Source organism: Micromonospora desertarenae (assembly GCF_056150265.1).
On record NZ_JAXCFQ010000003.1, the window covers coordinates 160678 to 178003 of the forward strand.

The 17326-nt window shown below is 77.2% G+C and carries 12 protein-coding genes; 5 read left to right on the forward strand and 7 right to left on the reverse strand.

The window, feature by feature from the left end; genetic code table 11:
* Nucleotides 1-218 precede the first annotated feature (218 nt).
* Nucleotides 219-4793: an ATP-dependent helicase gene (locus SM577_RS06700; protein ID WP_474586639.1), complete on the forward strand. Its 4575-nt coding sequence runs from the start codon at nt 219-221 to the stop codon at nt 4791-4793.
* Nucleotides 4794-4871: 78 nt separating this feature from the next.
* On the opposite strand, the gene SM577_RS06705 is transcribed toward SM577_RS06700, so the two are convergent.
* A complete protein-coding gene (locus tag SM577_RS06705; RefSeq protein WP_474586497.1) occupies nt 4872-5447 on the reverse strand; it encodes a hypothetical protein in 576 nt (191 codons plus the stop codon).
* Between the two features lie 152 nt (nt 5448-5599).
* Between SM577_RS06705 and SM577_RS06710 the strand changes: the two genes are divergently transcribed.
* The 4 genes from SM577_RS06710 to SM577_RS06725 all read left to right on the forward strand — a co-directional run bounded on the left by SM577_RS06710 (nt 5600) and on the right by SM577_RS06725 (nt 11789).
* Nucleotides 5600-6124 carry a GNAT family N-acetyltransferase gene (locus tag SM577_RS06710; RefSeq protein WP_302917639.1) on the forward strand — a complete coding sequence of 175 codons (525 nt, stop codon included), beginning with the start codon at nt 5600-5602 and terminating at the stop codon, nt 6122-6124.
* Nucleotides 6125-6133: 9 nt separating this feature from the next.
* On the forward strand, nt 6134-6928 hold the full coding sequence (locus SM577_RS06715) for an SAM hydrolase/SAM-dependent halogenase family protein (protein WP_474586498.1): 795 nt from the start codon (nt 6134-6136) through the stop codon (nt 6926-6928).
* Nucleotides 6929-7079: 151 nt separating this feature from the next.
* Complete coding sequence (locus SM577_RS06720) at nt 7080-7889, forward strand: DNA-formamidopyrimidine glycosylase family protein (RefSeq protein WP_302917641.1); 810 nt, start codon at nt 7080-7082, stop codon at nt 7887-7889.
* A gap of 261 nt (nt 7890-8150) precedes the next feature.
* Nucleotides 8151-11789, forward strand: a complete 3639-nt coding sequence (locus SM577_RS06725; RefSeq protein ID WP_474586499.1) for a hypothetical protein — start codon at nt 8151-8153, stop codon at nt 11787-11789.
* 9 nt (nt 11790-11798) lie between these two features.
* On the opposite strand, the gene pspM is transcribed toward SM577_RS06725, so the two are convergent.
* From pspM to rimO, 6 genes are all read right to left on the reverse strand, one after another.
* The gene (pspM, locus tag SM577_RS06730; RefSeq protein WP_302917643.1) at nt 11799-12578 is read right to left on the reverse strand and encodes a phage shock envelope stress response protein PspM; all 780 of its coding nucleotides are present in this window, start codon (nt 12576-12578) and stop codon (nt 11799-11801) included.
* Nucleotides 12579-12603: 25 nt separating this feature from the next.
* Nucleotides 12604-13485, reverse strand: coding sequence for a PspA/IM30 family protein (locus tag SM577_RS06735; RefSeq protein ID WP_474586500.1), 882 nt, complete (start codon nt 13483-13485; stop codon nt 12604-12606).
* Between the two features lie 200 nt (nt 13486-13685).
* The gene (locus SM577_RS06740; RefSeq protein ID WP_302917645.1) at nt 13686-14135 is read right to left on the reverse strand and encodes a helix-turn-helix domain-containing protein; all 450 of its coding nucleotides are present in this window, start codon (nt 14133-14135) and stop codon (nt 13686-13688) included.
* 281 nt (nt 14136-14416) lie between these two features.
* Nucleotides 14417-14950 (reverse strand): CinA family protein, encoded by a 534-nt coding sequence (locus SM577_RS06745; protein ID WP_302917646.1) that lies wholly within the window; start codon nt 14948-14950, stop codon nt 14417-14419.
* A 58-nt stretch (nt 14951-15008) separates the two neighbouring features.
* On the reverse strand, nt 15009-15599 hold the full coding sequence (pgsA, locus tag SM577_RS06750) for a CDP-diacylglycerol--glycerol-3-phosphate 3-phosphatidyltransferase (protein ID WP_302917647.1): 591 nt from the start codon (nt 15597-15599) through the stop codon (nt 15009-15011).
* A 77-nt stretch (nt 15600-15676) separates the two neighbouring features.
* Complete coding sequence (gene rimO, locus SM577_RS06755; RefSeq protein ID WP_474586501.1) at nt 15677-17242, reverse strand: 30S ribosomal protein S12 methylthiotransferase RimO; 1566 nt, start codon at nt 17240-17242, stop codon at nt 15677-15679.
* Nucleotides 17243-17326: the final 84 nt, after the last annotated feature.

The window sequence follows — 17326 nt, forward strand, 5'->3', positions numbered from 1 at the left end:
TAGCAAGCAGTTAACTGAGACTTACCGCGTTCAACGTCGCATCCGTCGCGTAAGAGCCCGACCCGGACAGATTCCCCGGTCGGCACGGGCGGGATGTCAGACCGCCGGGGCAGGATGGAGGCGTGGCGGAGGTGCGAGGCGGCGCGGGTGGCGACGGCCCGGCGGAGCGTCCGGTCGACCCGGCGGCGGGGCCGTCGGGCGACCCCGAGACGGCCGGGGTGCTCGCCGGCTTCGGCCCGGCCACCCGCGAGTGGTTCCGCGCCGCCTTCGCCGCCCCGACCGCGGCGCAGACCGGCGCCTGGCAGTCGATCGCCGCCCGGCGCAACGCCCTGGTGGTGGCGCCCACCGGCTCCGGCAAGACGCTCGCCGCGTTCCTCTGGTCGCTGGACCGGCTGGCCCGCGAGCCGGCGCCGGCCGAGCCCCGGCAGCGCTGCCGGGTGCTCTACGTCAGCCCGCTCAAGGCGCTGGCGGTCGACGTCGAGCGCAACCTGCGCGCTCCGCTGGCCGGCATCCGGCAGGCCGCCACCCGGCTCGGCGTCGCCCCGCCCGACATCACCGTCGGGATGCGCACCGGCGACACGCCGGCCGACGAGCGCCGCGCCTTCGCCCGCACCCCGCCGGACATCCTCATCACCACGCCCGAGTCGCTCTTCCTGCTGCTCACCTCCGCCGCCCGGGATTCGCTGCGCGGGGTCGAGACGGTGATCGTCGACGAGGTGCACGCGGTGGCCGGCACCAAGCGCGGCGCCCACCTGGCGCTCTCCCTGGAGCGCCTCGACGAGCTGCTGCCCGCCCCGGCCCAGCGGATCGGCCTGAGCGCCACCGTCCGGCCGGTCGACACCTGCGCCCGGTTCCTCGGCGGGGCCCGCCCGGTCGACGTGGTCGCCCCGCCCACCGCCAAGACGATCGAGGTCACCGTCCAGGTGCCGGTGGAGGACATGACCCGCCTCGACGAGCACGAGCAGCCGCCGGAGGACGACCTCGGCGGGCTGGGCCCGCGCCGCGCGTCGATCTGGCCGGCGGTGGAGGAACGGGTCTTCGCGCTGATCCGGGCACACCGGTCGACCATCGTCTTCACCAACTCCCGCCGCTCGGCCGAACGGCTCTGCGCCCGGCTCAACGAACTCGCCGTCGAGGAGCTGGCGGCGGCCACCGACGGCGGGCCCGCCGGGGGCGGGCCGGGTGGCGCCGGTGGGCGCGGCGGGCGGATGCCGGCCGAGCTGATGGCCCAGGCCGGCGCGGTGGCCGGCGCCCCGCCGGTGATCGCCCGCGCCCACCACGGCAGCGTCTCCCGCGAGGAGCGCAAGCAGATCGAGGAGGCGCTCAAGTCCGGGCAGCTGCCCGCCGTGGTGGCCACCTCCAGCCTCGAGCTGGGCATCGACATGGGCGCCGTCGACCTGGTGGTGCAGATCGAGGCGCCGCCGAGCGTGGCCGCCGGGCTGCAACGGGTCGGTCGGGCCGGCCACCAGGTGGGCGCGGTGTCCCGCGGCGTGGTCTTCCCGAAGCACCGGGGCGACCTGCTCTCCTGCACGGTGGTGGCCGAGCGGATGGCCGGCGGGGCGATCGAGGAGCTGCACTACCCGCGCAACCCGCTGGACGTGCTGGCCCAGCAGATCGTGGCGATGGTGGCGCTGGAGCCGTGGCGGGTCGGCGACCTGGCGGTCGTGGTCCGCCGGGCGGCGCCCTTCGCCGAGCTGCCCGACTCGGCGCTGCACGCGGTGCTCGACATGCTCTCCGGCCGCTACCCGTCCACCGCCTTCGCCGAGCTGCGGCCCCGGCTGGTCTGGGACCGCGCCACCGACCTGCTCACCGGCCGGCCGGGCGCGCAGCGGCTCGCGGTGACCAGCGGCGGGACCATCCCCGACCGGGGCCTGTTCGGGGTCTTCCTGGCCGGCGCCGAGCGCGCCGCGCGGGTCGGCGAGCTGGACGAGGAGATGGTCTACGAGTCCCGGGTCGGCGACGTCTTCCTGCTCGGCTCCTCGTCCTGGCGGATCGAGGAGATCACCCCCGACCGGGTGCTGGTGTCGCCGGCCCCGGGGCAGGCGGCGAAGATGCCGTTCTGGAAGGGCGACCAGCTGGGTCGCCCGGTGGAGCTGGGCCGGGCGATCGGCGCCCGGGTGCGGGCGCTGCTGCGGCAGGACGACGAGACGGCGGTCGCCGCGCTGCGCGCCGGCGGGCTGGACGACTGGGCCGCCGGCAACCTGATGGCCTACCTGCGCGAGCAGCGGGCCGCCACCCGCGCCCTGCCGGACGACCGCACGGTGGTGGTGGAGCGGTTCCGCGACGAGCTGGGCGACTGGCGGCTGGCCGTGCACAGCGTGCTCGGCGCCCGGGTGAACGGGCCGTGGGCGCTGGCGATCGGGCGCCGGCTGGCCGAGCGCTACGGGGTGGACGCCCAGGTGATGCCGGCCGACGACGGCATCGTCGTCCGGCTGCCGGACACCGCCGACGAACCGCCCGGCGCCGACGTGGTGGTCTTCGACCCGGACGAGATCGCCCAACTGGTCGAGGAGTCGGTCGGCACGTCCGCGCTCTTCGCCGCCCGGTTCCGGGAGTGCGCCGCGCGGTCCCTGCTGCTGCCCCGGCGCGACCCGCGCCGCCGCCAGCCGCTCTGGCAGCAGCGCCAGCGGGCCGCCCAACTGCTCGACGTGGCCCGCGAGTACGCCGACTTCCCGGTCACCCTGGAGGCCGCCCGGGAGTGCCTGCAGGACGTCTTCGACCAGCCGGCGCTGGCCGAGCTGATGCGCGACCTGGCCGCCCGGAAGGTGCGGCTGGTCGAGGTGGAGACGCCCCAGCCGTCCCCGTTCGCCCGGTCGCTGCTCTTCGGCTACGTCGGCGCCTTCCTCTACGAGGGCGACGCCCCGCTGGCCGAGCGCCGGGCCGCCGCGCTGGCGCTGGACTCGGCCCTGCTCGGCGAGCTGCTCGGCCGGGTCGACCTGCGCGAGCTGCTCGATCCGGCGGTGCTGGCCGAGACCGAGCGGCAGCTGCGCTGGCTGACCGAGCAGCGGCGCCCGCGCGACCCGGAGGACGTGGTCGAGCTGCTCCGCGTGGTCGGCGACCTGAGCACCGACGAGCTGGCCGAGCGCGGCGCGCCGGCCGACTGGCTCACCGAGCTGGCGGCGGCCCGCCGGGTGCTGTCGGTCCGCATCGCCGGCGAGGAACGGTGGGTGGGCGTCGAGGACGCCGGCCGGCTGCGCGACGCGCTCGGCGTGGCCCTGCCGGTGGGGGTCGCCGAGGCGTACCTCGAACCGGTCGCCGACCCGCTCGGCGACCTCGTCGCCCGCTACGCGCGCACGCACGGCCCGTTCGCCGCCGCCACCTGCGCGGCCCGGTTCGGGCTCGGGGTGTTCGTGGTGGAGCAGGCGCTGCGCCGGCTGGCCGCCACCGGCCGGGTGGTCTCCGGCGAGTTCGCCCCCGACACCGTCGGCACCCAGTGGTGCGACGCGGAGGTGCTGCGCCTGCTGCGCCGCCGGTCCCTCGCCGCGCTGCGCCGGGAGATCGAGCCGGTGCCGCCCCGGGCGCTGGCCGCGTTCCTGCCCCGCTGGCAGCAGGTGGGCTCGTCCGCCCGCGGCGTGGAGGCGGTGGCCGCCGCCGTCGAGCAGTTGCAGGGGGCGGCGGTCCCGGCGTCGGCGCTGGAGCGGCTGGTGCTGCCCGGCCGGGTCGCCGACTACTCCCCCGCCCAGCTCGACGAGCTGTGCGCCAGCGGCGAGGTGCTCTGGGCCGGCTCGGGGGCGATCTCCGGCGGGGACGGCTGGGTCACCCTGGCGTACGCGGACGCGGCGCCGCTGCTGCTCCCGCCGCCGGACGAGGCGCTCACCCGTACCCCGCTGCACGACGCCGTGCTGGAGGCGCTCGGCGACGGGCAGGCGCTGTTCTTCCGGTCGCTGGCCGACCGGGTCGGCTCGACCGACGACGCCGCGCTGGCCGCCGCCGTCTGGGACCTGGTCTGGGCCGGTCACCTGACCAACGACACGCTCGCCCCGCTGCGCGCCGCGCTCGGCGGTGGCGGCGCGCACCGGTCCCGCCCGAGCGCGCCACGCACCCGCTACCGGCGCCCCGGCCGGGTGGCGCTGCCGAGCCGCAGCGGCCCACCGACCGTCGCCGGCCGGTGGTCCCGGCTGCCCGAGCGCGACACCGACCCGACCCGCCGGGCGGCGGCGCTGGCCGACGTGCTGCTGGAACGGCACGGCGTGGTCACCCGGGGCGCGGTGGTGGCCGAGCAGGTGACCGGCGGTTTCGCCGCGGTCTACCCGGTGCTCTCCGCGCTGGAGGAGCGCGGCGCGGCCCGGCGGGGCTACTTCGTCGAAGGGCTGGGGGCGGCGCAGTTCGCGGTGCCCGGCGCGGTCGACCGGATCCGCGCGCTGGCCGAGCCGGCCGACGGCGGGCGCGGTCGCGGCGGCGGGCCGACGCTGGTGCTCGCCGCCACCGACCCGGCCAACCCGTACGGCGCGGCGCTGCCCTGGCCCGAGCGGGCGGTCGACTCCGGCGACGGGGCGGCCCCGGCCACCGGGCACCGGGCGGGTCGCAAGGCCGGTGCCCTGGTCGTGCTGGTCGGCGGCGACCTGGTGCTCTACGTGGAGCGGGGCGGGCGGACGATCCTCTCGTTCACCGACGACGCCGACGCCCTCGCCGCGGCCGGCAAGGCGCTCGCCGACGCGGTCCACTCCGGGGCGCTGGGGGCCATGTCGGTGGAGCGCGCCGACGGCGAGGCCGTGCACGCCTCACCGCTGCGGGACGCGCTCACCGCTGCCGGCTTCCGCACCACCCCGCGCGGGCTGCGCCTGCGCGGCTGACCGCCGGCCGCCGGTCCAGGGCGGGCCGTCGGCCGGGCGGGCCGGGGGCGCGCACTGCGCACGGCCGCACCGGCTCGGTCAGCGCAGGGTTCTGAGTACCCGCTCGTACCGGGCGCGGTCGGTGGCCGGGGTCTTCGCCTCCAGGTAGTTGAGCACCACGGCGCCGCGCCGGTACGACTGGCCGCGCCAGATCTCCGCGACGTCGCCGGCGCTGGGCTCGTCCGGGAAGACGTAGACGGTGACCGCGTCGGTGGCGACGATCTCCGCGCAGCCCAGCCCGAGCCCGTCCGGCCCGCAGTCGGCCGAGCGGTCCCGCGGGTTGCCCGCCGCCAGCCCGGCGGCCCGGAACGCGGCGACGACCTGCCGCGCACCGGGCGTCCCCGCCGGCCGGGCCGGCAGCACCACCGGCGGCGGGCCGGTCGGGCGGCGTTCGGTGGTACCGCTCGGCCCCGCCGGCACGGCGGGCCTCGGCGGGATGGCCGCGGTCGTGCCACCCGGGACGACCGGCGGGCCGGTGACCGGGGTGGCCGGCGCGGCCTCCGGGGCGCCGGTCGAGACGCCGGCGGGATCCGGCCGCCGGTCGGCGCCGCAGGCGGCGGTCAGCGCGGCCGTGAGCAGGAGCACCGCGACGGCGGGCGGCTTCCGGTTGGTCACCCCGGCAGTGTGCGGAACCGGCCGCCGGCGGCGGCAGTGGCCGGTCGGCCAGTGCCGCTGTCCCATATCCGCCAGCCCGCCCGGTAAATCCGGCGGACCGGACCGGCCCGGTGCGGATACCATCCGGGCCGGTCGCAGGGCGGGGAGGCGGGATGAGCGGGGTGCGGGTACGGCCGGCCGAGCCCGGGGACCGGGCGGCGGTCGAGGCGCTGCACGAGCGCGAGTGGGGTGGGCCGTACGTGATCGCCCACGACACCCGCTTCGACCTGCGTACGCTGCCCACCCTGGTGGCGGTGGACGGCGCCGGCGGGGTGGTCGGGGCGCTCGCCCACCACACCGGCGCCGACGGCCTGGAGGTGGTCAGCGTGGTCGCCGCGACGCCCGGCGGCGGCGTCGGCACGGCGCTGCTGGCCGCGGCGGTGGACGCCGCCCGGGCCGCGGGCGCGGCCCGGCTGTGGCTGATCACCACCAACGACAACCTGCGGGCGCTGCGCTTCTACCAGCGGCGCGGGCTGCGGCTGGTGGGCGTGGACCGGGGCGCGGTGGACCGGGCCCGCCGGCTCAAGCCGAGCATCCCGACGGTCGGGGAGGACGGCATCCCGCTGCACGACGAGCTGATCCTGGAGCTGCGCCTGGCACCCGACGGCGCGGCGCCGGCGCCGGGGCGGACGAACTAACCTGCCGGCATGGCACCGATCCCGTGGATCTCGCTGACCACCGACTACGGCCTCGCGGACGGCTTCGTGGCCGCCTGTCACGGGGTGATCGCCCGGCTCGCGCCGGCCGCCCGGCTGATCGACGTGACCCACCTGGTGCCGCCGGGCGACGTACGCCGGGGCGCGGCCGTGCTGGCGCAGACCGTGCCGCACCTGCCGGTCGGCGTGCACGTGGCCGTGGTGGACCCGGGGGTCGGCACGGCCCGGCGGGGAGTCGGGCTCGCCACGCCGGGCGGGCTGCTGGTCGGGCCGGACAACGGCCTGCTGCTCGACGCGGCGGCGGCGCTCGGCGGGATCACCGCCGCCGTCGAGCTGACCGCGCCCGGGTGGCTGGCCGCCCGGGTGTCGGACACCTTCCACGGCCGGGACGTCTTCGCGCCGGTGGCGGCGCGGCTCGCGCTCGGCGCGCCGCTGGCCGACGCCGGCCCGGCCGTCGACCCGGAGACCCTGGTCCGGCTGCCGGCGCCGGTGCTCGACCGCGAGGCCGGCGGGTTCACCGCCGAGGTGCTGACCGTCGACCATTTCGGCAACGTGCAGCTCGCCGCGCCCGCCGACCTGCTCGGGGCGTTGCCCGCCCGGGTACGGGTGGCCGGTCGGGACGCGGTACGCGGGCGGACCTTCGGCGACGCCCCGGCCGGCGGGCTGGTGGTGCACGGCGACTCGGCCGGCCTGGTGGCGGTGGCGGTCAACGGCGGCCGGGCGGCCGACCTGCTCGGCGTCGCACCCGGCGACCTGCTCCGGGTCGCCGCCCCGGACGCCGGCTGACCCCGCCGCGCCGGCCCGGCCGCGGGCTGCGACGCCGCCGCGTCGAGTCGGCGCGGGCCGGAACGCCGCCGCGCCGGGTGGAAGCCGCCGCCCACCCGGCACGGCGGCCGGTCAGCGGGCCGGCACCCGGCGGCGGGTGCAGGATGGCAGGGTGCCCGAAGGCGACACCGTCTGGAACACCGCCCGCGTGCTGCACCGCGCGCTGGCCGGCGCCCGGCTGACCGGCAGCGACTTCCGCGTGCCCCAGCTCGCCACCACGGACCTCACCGGCTGGACCGTGCGGGAGTCCGCCAGCCGGGGCAAGCACCTGCTGCTCCGGCTCGCCGCACCCGACGGGGCGCACTGGACGCTGCACTCGCACCTGCGGATGGAGGGCGCCTGGCGGGCGTACGCCCCCGGCGAGCGGTGGAGCGCCCGGCCGGCCCACCTGATCCGGGTGGTGCTGCGCAGCCCCGGGGCGGTCGCGGTCGGTTACCACCTGCACGAGCTGGCGCTGGTGCCCACCGCCGAGGAGGAGTCGCTGGTCGGGCAGCTCGGCCCCGACCTGCTCGGCGCGGACTGGGACCCGGCCGAGGCGGTGCGCCGGCTGGCCGCCCACCCGGAGAGGACCATCGGCGAGGCGCTGCTGGACCAGCGCAACCTGGCCGGCATCGGCAACCTCTACAAGTGCGAGGTGCTCTTCCTGCGCGGCGTCTCGCCGTGGACGCCGGTGGGCGCGGTGCCCGACCTCGCCGGCACGGTCACCCTGGCGCAGCGGCTGCTCGCCGCCAACCGGGGCCGGTGGACGCAGAGCACCACCGGCTCGCTGCACCGCGGCCAGACCAGCTACGTGTACGGCCGCCGGGCCCAGCCGTGCCGCCGCTGCGGCACGGCCATCCGCAAGGAGGAACTCGGCGAGCGGGTCACCTACTGGTGCCCGGTCTGCCAGCCCGAGCGCACCCGGCGCGACGACGCAGGGTGACGCCGACCGGGCGCACCGACCCCGGCCATACCGCTCCGCGCGCCGTGGAACTTCCACGGCCCGGCCACCCGGGACCACCAGCGTCGATGGCCGGTGCGGCCGAGGATCCACGCTCGACAGCAGATACGGACGATTGGGTACTTCCTAACCCACCCGTCCGCGTCGCATGCTGCGGTTGAGTGCTCACCGATCGTCAACGCGAGCGCGACCGGGCCGCCACGCCGGGGTGGTGGCCGCCGCGCCCCGACCCCGGGGAGAGCCATGGTGATGTTCCGTCGACTCCGGATCCCCTGGGCGGCCCGCCTCGGCGCCACCGCCGGCCCGACCCCCACCGTCCCGGCGGCCCGGACCGCCGATCCGGTCGCCCCCGTGCCGGCCAGCCTCGACCCGGCCGCGGTGCCGCGCTGCTTCGGTCCGGTGCCGAACTTCGCCGGCAGCCCCCGCCCGGTGCTCGACGCCGACGGCCGGGTGACGGTGGGCACCGGCATCCGCAAGTTCGTCGACGCGCTGCCCGGCCTCGGCACGCTGGGCGCCAACGACCTCGGCGCCCACCTGCCGGTGGCCACCCCGGACACCATCAGCTACCCCGGCTGCGACTACTACGAGATCGGCCTGGGGGAGTACGCCCAGCGCCTGCACCGGGACCTGCCGGCCACCCGGCTGCGCGGCTACCGGCAACTCAACCTGGGCACCGACGCCGACGGGCACAACACCGTCGCACCGCCGGAGCGCCCCTGGCACCTCGGGCCGGTGGTGCTGGCCCGGCGGGGCCGGCCGGTGCGGATCAAGTTCATCAACCAGCTCCCCACCGGCCGGGCCGGAGAACTCTTCCTGCCGGTCGACCCCACGGTGTACGGGGCCGGTACCGGCCCGCTGGACGGCCCGGCGCCGTACCCGCAGAACCGGGCGGTGCTGCACCTGTCCGGTGCGCAGACGGCCTGGATCTGCGCCGGGAACCCGTGGCAGTGGATCACCCCGGCGGGCGAGATCACCCCGTACCCGAGCGGTGCCGGGCTGACCCACGTGCCGGACATGCCGCCGCCCGGCGCCGGCGCCACCACCCTCTACTACCCGAACGAGCAGAGCGGCCGGCTGCTCTGGTTCCACGACAACACCCTCGGCCTGGCCCGGCTGACCGTCTACTCCGGTCAGGTCGCGCTCTACCTGCTCACCGACCCGGCCGAGGAGGAGCTGGTCGCCGACGGGGTGCTGCCGGCCGACCAGGTGCCGCTGGTGATCGAGGACAAGACCTTCGTGCCGGACGACACCCAGCTCGCCGGGGAGGACCCGACCTGGGACCGGGACCGCTGGGGGGCCCGGGGCAGCCTCTGGCACCCGCACGTCTACCAGCCCCGGCAGAACCCGTACCGGGCCGACGGGACGAACCCGACCGGCCGGTGGGACTACGGCCCGTGGTCGCGTACCGCCGAGCGGAGCGGGCCCGCCGCCGGGCCCGACGGTGCCGGCCCGGCGCACCCCGGCCCGGAGCCGGTGCCGAACCCGCACCACGACCCGGTGACCGACCCGGCGGAGCCGCCGTGGACGCCCGGCGTGCCGCACCCGTCGGCGGTGCCGGAGGTGTTCGGCGACACCATGCTGGTCAACGGCGTCGCCTACCCCTACCTGACCGTCGAGCCCCGCACCTACCGGTTCCGGATCCTCAACGCCTGCCTCGACCGCAGCCTCAACCTGGGCCTCTACCGGGCCCGCTCGACCGGGCCGATGTGGGCGGCCGACGGCAGCCTGGCCGACGCCGACGCCGGCGAGGTGCCGATGGTGGACGCGGTCCGGGCGCCCGGCCGCCCGGCCGGCTGGCCGACCGACGGGCGCGACGGCGGGGTGCCCGACCCGGCCGCCGCCGGCCCGGAGCTGGTCCAGATCGGCAACGAGTGCGGGCTGCTGCCGGCGCCGGTGGTGATCCCGAACCGGCCGGTCGGCTACCGGTACGACCGCCGCGACCCCACCGTGCTCAACGTCGACGGGCACGCCCTGCTGCTCGCCCCCGGCGAGCGGGCCGACGTGCTGGTCGACTTCGCCGCCGTCGCCCCGGGCAGCACGCTGATCCTCTACAACGACTGCCCGGCCCCGCTGCCCGGCTTCGACCCCCGCTACGACCAGCACACCGGCGCGCCGGACCGCACCGCCGATGGCGGGGCGCCGCCCACCCGCCCGGGGTACGGGCCGAACACCCGCACGCTGCTCCAGTTCCGGGTGTCCGGCACCCCGGCGCCCCGCTACGACCTGGCCCGGCTGCGCGACCGGCTGCCCCGGGCGTACGCGGCCGGCCAGCGGCCGCCGATCGTGCCGCAGCCCGGCCACGACGCCGCCTTCGGCACGCGGACCGACCGGCCGACCCTGGTGCCGGCGCAGGCCACCACTGTCACCTTCACCCCCGCCGGAGCCGGCGCCCCGGTGACCCTGCCGCTGCTCGGCAAGGTGGTGCAGCAGGTCGTCGAGCCCGGGTACGGCCGGCTGACCGGACGGCTCGGCGTCGAGCACCCGCACACCGGGCCGCTCTCCCCCGCCACCCTGCCGCTGGACCCGACCGACCCGGCCACCGAGATCCTCTTCGCCACCGACCCGGCGGTCGGGATCGGCGCCGCCGCCGACGGCACCCAGCTCTGGCGGATCAGCGGCCACGCCCGGCAGACCCAGCCGGTGCAGTTCGACGGCTGCGACGTGCAGGTGGTCAACCGGGTCGGCTGGGACGGCACGGTCCGGCCGGCGGAGGGAGCCGAGCTGGGCTGGAAGCAGGTCGTCCGGGTCGACCCGCGGGAGGACGTGATCGTCGCCCTGCGGCCGGTCGCCCCCGCCCTGCCGTTCAAGATCGGCGACAGCGTACGGCTGCTCGACCCGACCCGGCCGGCCGGCGCCCGGACCGGCTCGACGCCGGTGAGCCCGGCCGACGGCCGCCCGGCGATGGTGCTGAACCACCTGGTCAACCTGGGCTGGGAGTACCGCTGGTACAGCCGGCTGGCCGGGTACCGCGACCAGGGCATGAACCGGCCGCTGGTGCTGCGGGTCGCGCCGAAGGCGCCCACCGGGCTGACCGCCACGCCCGCCCCCGGCTCGGCCACCGCGCTGCCGGCGATCGCGTTGGCCTGGACCGGCAACGGCAGCCGCCCCCCGGCCACCAGCCACCTGCTCCAGCGGGCCACCGACGGCACCTTCACCGAGGGGCTTACCGAGATCACCGTGGCGGCCACCGCCACCCGGTACACCGACGCCACCGTCACGCCCGGGGTGACCTACCACTACCGGATCCGCGCCGAGAACGCCGTCAGCTGCTCCGCCTGGTCGAACAGCGTGCCGGCCGCGGTGCGGCTGACCGCGCCCGCCGGGCTGGCCGCGGTGATCCCGCCGGCCGCGCCGCTGCGGGTCGCGCTGCGCTGGGCGAACCGCTCCTTCGCCACCGGGATCGACGTGCAGCGGGCCACCAACCCGACGTTCACCAGCGGCCCGGGCACCACCGCGATCGGCGTCGGCGACCAGCACCTGGACGCCGCCGTCGCCCCGGACACCACGTACTACTACCGGGTGCGGACGACGTACCTGGGCGCGGCCTCGCCCTGGTCGACGGTGGCCACGGTGACCACCCCACCGGTGCCCGGCACGCCGACCGCGGTGAGCGCCACGGCCACCGCGCCCGGCCCGGACACCGCCACGGTGATCCTGGGCTGGTCGGCCAGCGCCCCGAGCGGGCCGGGCGCCGGGTTCATCGTGCAGCGGGCCCTGGATCCGGGGTTCGCCCGCGAGGTGGCCACCTTCACGGTCACCGGCCGGGGCTTCACCAACACCGGCCTGGCCCGCGGGGTCACCTACCACTACCGGATCCGCGCGTTCAACGTGGTCGGCAGCTCGCCGTTCACCACGCCGGTCCCGGTCACCACGCCGCGGTGACCGGCCGGCTCAGCGGGCGCGCAGCGGGGTGTTGACGGCGCGCAGCTCGGCCAGCGCCCCGGCGACGCCGTGCAGCAGGTCGGTGGCCTCGGTGAGCTGGGCGGCGGCCGGGTGCTCGGCGTCCGGCCGGGCGTCCTCGGCGACGTAGCCGGCGGCGGCCACCACCAGCCGCTCGTACGCGGCGACGCCGCTGTCCAGCTGCGCGGTGAGCGACCGGTGCGCCTCGGCCAGCGGCGGGCGGGCGTCGGCCGGGGCCAGCCGCATCGCGCGCTCCACGCTGGCCACCCGGTTGGCGAGGTCCCGCAGCGACCGGTCGGCCGTGGCCGCCTCCTGCACCGCCGGCTCGGCGAGGCCGGTGAGCCGGGGGGCCATCCCGGCCAGGGTCAGCGCGGCCCGGTCCAGCCGGGCCCACGGCTCGGCGGCGCTGGTGCCGCGCAACGCCACCCGGGAGCGGACCCGGCGTACCTCGGCGAGCACGCCCGGGCCGACCGGGAGCCGCTCCACCGCGGCGACCAGCCGGGCCCGGGAACGGGCGGCGGCCTCGGCCGGGTCGAGCGGCGGCGGCGCCGGCCGGGCGGCCAGCGCGCGCAGGTCGATCCAGCGCCAAGCGGCCAGCGCCACCGCGCCGCCCGCGCCGGCGGCCCAGGCCGCGTCCGGCAGCCCCAGCCCGGCGTACGGGGTGAGCACGGCGGCGGCGCCACCGAGCCCGCCGGCCAGCACACTCCACCGGCGGGCGGACCGCCGCAGCCGGCTCAGCCGCCGGAAGTACCGGGTTCGCTCGTCTGCCACCTGTGCCTCCTCGACCCCCGGCCGCTCAACCGGCGGCGGTGGTGTCCCCCGTGCCTCGTTCCCGGCTCATGCTGGCCCGGATCTCGTCCAGCCGGGCGGCGGCCGCCGGGTCGGCCGCCGGCGCCGCCGGCGCGGCCTGCTCCGCCCGGGGCACCGCCTGCTGCTCCCGCTGGGCGCCGAGCTGCTCGCCGGCCATGCTGGCCCGGATCTGCTCCAGCCGGGCCGCGCCGGCCGAGTCCAGGGTCGCCTTCTGGATCTCCAGCATCCGCCCCTCGACGGAGTTGCCGGCCAGTTCGGCGCGGCCCATCGCGTTGGCGTAGCGCCGCTCGATCCGGTCGCGCACCTCGTCCAGGGTGGGGGTGGTGCCGGAGGCGGTCAGCGCCGACATCGACTCCAGCGACTGGGCGACGCTCTCCTGCATCTTGGCCTGCTCCAGTTGGCTGAGCAGCTTGGTGCGCTCGGCGAGCTTCTGCTGGAGGATCATCGAGTTGTTCTCCACCGCCTTGCGCGCCTGCGCGGCGGCCCCGAGCGCCTGGTCGTGCAGGGTCTTGAGGTCCTCGGTGGCCTGCTCGGCGGAGACCAGCTGGGAGGCGAGGGTCTGCGCGGACTGCTCGTAGCGCCCGGCCTCGGCCTCGTCGCCCCGGGCCCGGGCCTGGTCGGCGAGGACCAGGGCCTGCCGGGCGTTGCCCTGCAACCGCTCGACCTCGGACATCTGGCGGGAGAGCTTCATCTCCAGCTGGCGCTGGTTGCCGATCACCGCGGCGGCCTGCTGCACCAGCGCCTGGTGCTGGCGCTGCGCCTCCTCGATGGCCTGCTGGATCTGCACCTTGGGATCGGCGTGCTCGTCGATCTTGGCGCCGAAGAGCGCCATCAGGTACTTCCAACCCTTGACGAACGGGTTCGCCATCTCCGCGGTATCCCCTCAGTCGCGTCGCTGCGCCGCACCGTGCCGGACGGCCCGACGGTCCCGACGCGGCGCTGGCTCCATCGTCCCAGCCGGACGCCAGCTCGGCATCCGTACCGGCCAGCGGGCAACACCGGCACCGTCCGCGATCAACCCTACGCGGCGCGGGCCACAGGCGGCCACGGAGCGCGCGGGGACGCCGGTCAGGCGGCGCAGACCACGTCGCGGTCGGCCGGGCGCACCCGGGTGCTGCGCAGCGTGGCCTTGAGCGGGGAATCCTGGTGGACCGAGACGGCGACCTTGCCGTCGGAGCTGACCTGGTGCACGGCCCGGCCGGTGGCCTTGCGCACGGCGGGCCGGGCGACCGGGGCCGGCTCGGCCGGCTCGTCCTGCACCGGCACCAGCACGCCCGGCATCTGCTCGGCGAGCGCGACGGTGTCGCTGACCTCACGCAGCAGCTCGGACAGGCGCGCGCCGAGCGCGTCGCAGATGGCGGCCAGCAACTCGCTGGAGGGCTCCTTCTGGCCGCGCTCGATCTCGGAGAGATAGCCGAGGCTGACGTTGGCCGCGGAGGAGACCTCGCGCAGGGTGCGGTGCTGCCCCTGCCGGCGCGCCCGCAGTGCGTCACCGATCACCCGGCGTAGCAGGACCATCGCACCTCCCCCTGAGGGACACCTCTGTCGCCCCCGGCCGCCCGGTCCGGCGCGGCGGACCGCGCCGGCCCCGACCGCCGGAGCCTTCCCGCAACCGTACCCGTTGCCGGGCCCGGCGACATCCCACCCCGCCCGGGGATCGCGGGTTGTCTGCCGACCGCAGACCCGCTCCTCCGGTCGACGCCGCCCCGCGCGGCCAGCGCGGGCATGATCGACACCACATCGCCGGCAGGGGCCGACGACGGCGGCGCGACACCGCGACGCCGGCGAACCGGCGTGGGTCACACGCCGGCGGCGGCCCGATCCGCGTCGGCCTCGTGGATCCGCTCGGCCAGCAGCCGCAACGCCTCGATCACCGCCGCCGACCGCACGTGGTCCCGCCCGCCGTCCAGGTCCAACTGGCGTACGGTGCTGCCGCCCGGCCCCGCCACGGCCACGTAGACCAGGCCGACCGGCTTGCCGTCCTGCGGCTCCGGGCCGGCCACCCCGGTGGTGGCGAGGCCCCAGTCGGCGCCGCAGCGCCGCCGGCCGCCCTCGGCGAGCGCGGCGGCCACGTCCGGGTCGACCGGCCCGCGTTCGGCGAGCAGGTCCGCCGGCACCCCCGCCAGCTCGGACTTCAGCTCAGTGGCGTAGACCACCAGACCACCGCGGTAGACGCCGCTCACCCCGGCGATCTCCACGATCGAGGCGGCCAGCAGGCCGCCGGTGAGCGACTCGACCGTGGCGAGCGTCTCCTCCCGCTCGGTCAGGCTGTGCACCACCGCCGCCGCCGGACTCCCGACCGGCCGCTCCCCGTTCGCGTCGCTGCTCTGCATGTCCCGATCCTTCCCCCCACTGCTTCCGATCAACCCTGCCCCCCACCGGAGTCCGGCGTCACGGGGTGCGGCGGAGGCGGAGGGCCTGGGCCACGTAGTCGAAGCCGGTGATGACGGTCACGGCCACGGCCGCGGCCATGATCCAGGGGCCGACGGCGGCGAGTGCGGCCGGCATCGGCCAGAGGTACCAGGCGATGGCCAGGATCTGCAGGGCGGTCTTGATCTTGCCGCCCCGGCTGGCCGCGATGACGCCGCGCCGGATCACCCAGAACCGCAGGGCGGTGATGCCCAGCTCGCGGGCCAGGATCACCGCGGTCACCCACCAGGGCAGCCGGTCGTACCAGGAGAGCAGCAGCAGCGCGGCGCCGGTGAGCGCCTTGTCGGCGATCGGGTCGGCGACCTTGCCGACCGAGGTGACCAGGCCGAACCGGCGGGCGATCCAGCCGTCGACCAGGTCGGTCACCGAGGCCACCGCGAAGATCAGGCAGGCGGCCGTCCGCCAGCCAGCGTTGCTCATCGCGGAGATGACCACGCTGGCCGCGAAGACCGGCACCAGCACCAGCCGCAGCGCGGTGAGCGCGTTGGCCGCGTTGAGCACCGGCACCCGGCCGACCACCGGGGCCGGCGTCGAGCCGGTCGCCCCGGTCACCGCCGCGCCCCGCGCGGGCCGCCGTGGCGTTCCCGGTACCCCACCACGTGGCCTCCCCGCTCCGTCCGGGCCCGCCGTCACCGTGCCGCGCCGGGCGCCGCCGAGATCATCTCATCCGGCACGGCGAGCAGATCCACCCCTTCGGTGCCGGTGACCGTGGCCCGCACCAGGTCGCCGGGGCGCAGCGCGGCCAGGTCCACCCCGCCGCCGTCCGGCGCGACCAGGGTGGTCGAGCCGTCCACCTCGGGGGCCTGGTGCGCGGCGCGCCCCTCGACCACGCCGTCGGAGACCGAGTCGACCAGCACCTCGACCGTCGAACCGAGCCGCTCCTCGGCCCGCTGCGAACAGAGTTCGTCGGCGAGCGCGCTGAGCCGGTCGTAGCGGCGCTTGACGGTGGCCGCGGAGACCTTGCCGGAGAGCCCGGCGGCCTCGGTGCCGTCCTCGTCGCTGTAGTCGAACACGCCGATCGCGTCGAGCCGGGCCGCGGTCAGGAACCGGACCAGCTCGTCGACGTCGGCCCGGGTCTCGCCGGGGAAGCCGACGATGAAGTTGCTCCGGGCACCCGCCTCGGGCGCCAGCTCCCGGGCGCTGGCGAGCAGGTCGAGGAAGCGGTCGGTGGAGCCGAACCGCCGCATCCGGCGCAGCACCGGCTCGCTGGAGTGCTGGAACGACAGGTCGAAGTAGGGGGCCACCCCGGGCGTGGTGGCGATCGCCTCGACCAGGCCGGGCCGGGTCTCCGCCGGCTGGAGGTAGCTCACCCGCACCCGGACCACGCCGTCGATCGCGGCGAGCTGCGGCAGCAGCTTCTCCAGCGCCCGCGGGTCGCCCAGGTCCTTGCCGTACGAGGTGGAGTTCTCGCTCACCAGCACCAGTTCCCGGACGCCGGTCTTGGCCAGCCACTCCGCCTCGGCGAGCAGCTCGTCGGGCGTACGCGAGACGAACGCGCCGCGGAACGCCGGGATGGCGCAGAACGCGCAGCGGCGGTCGCAGCCGCTGGCCAGCTTGAGCGAGGCCACCGGGCCGGTGTCCAGCCGCCGGCGCAGCACCTGGCGCAGGTGGGCCGGGGTGTGCTCGTCGGTCTCGACGGCGTCCCGGGCCGGGGTGCCGTGGCCGGGCAGCGACACCGCCGCCGCCCGCCGGTTGACCGGGGTGAGCGGCAGCAGCTCGCGCCGGTCGCGCGGGGTGTGCGCGTGCAGCGCCTCACCGGCGACGACGGCGTTCAGCCGGGCGGCGATGTCCGGGTAGTCGTCGAAGCTGAGCACCGCCTGCGCCTCGGGCAGGCTGTCGGCCAGCTCGCGGCCGTACCGCTCGGCCATGCAACCGGCGGCGACCACCTTCGCCCCGGTGTCCGCCGCGGCCAGCAGGGTCTGGATCGAGTCCTGCTTGGCCTTCTCCACGAAGCCGCAGGTGTTCACCACCACCACGTCGGCGCCCTCGCCGTCGGTGGTCACCTGCCATCCGTCGGCGTGCAGCCGGGCGGCCAACTCCTCCGAGTCGACCTCGTTGCGGGCACAGCCCAGGGTCAGCAGGGCGACGCGACGGCCGTCGCCGGCGGGCGACAGCTCGGAGGACAGCTCCAGGTCGCGGCGCGGCGCCAGACGGGCCGGGCTGGAGTCGTCGGACGGGGAGGTGGCAGACACCATCCGAGGGTACCGGGCCGGGGCCCCGTCCCCGCCGTCGGCGGGCCGTCGGCAGTAGGCCGGCTCACATCCGCCCGGCCGGGCCGA

Excerpts from the sequence above, each read along its gene's own strand:
- SM577_RS06715 (WP_474586498.1), top strand. The coding sequence starts at position 6,134 with ATGGCACCGATCCCGTGGATCTCGCTGACCACCGACTACGGCCTCGCG.
- SM577_RS06745 (WP_302917646.1), bottom strand. The coding sequence starts at position 14,950 with ATGCAGAGCAGCGACGCGAACGGGGAGCGGCCGGTCGGGAGTCCGGCG.
- SM577_RS06710 (WP_302917639.1), top strand. The coding sequence starts at position 5,600 with ATGAGCGGGGTGCGGGTACGGCCGGCCGAGCCCGGGGACCGGGCGGCG.
- SM577_RS06740 (WP_302917645.1), bottom strand. The coding sequence starts at position 14,135 with ATGGTCCTGCTACGCCGGGTGATCGGTGACGCACTGCGGGCGCGCCGG.
- SM577_RS06735 (WP_474586500.1), bottom strand. The coding sequence starts at position 13,485 with ATGGCGAACCCGTTCGTCAAGGGTTGGAAGTACCTGATGGCGCTCTTC.
- rimO (WP_474586501.1), bottom strand. The coding sequence starts at position 17,242 with ATGGTGTCTGCCACCTCCCCGTCCGACGACTCCAGCCCGGCCCGTCTG.
- SM577_RS06725 (WP_474586499.1), top strand. The coding sequence starts at position 8,151 with ATGGTGATGTTCCGTCGACTCCGGATCCCCTGGGCGGCCCGCCTCGGC.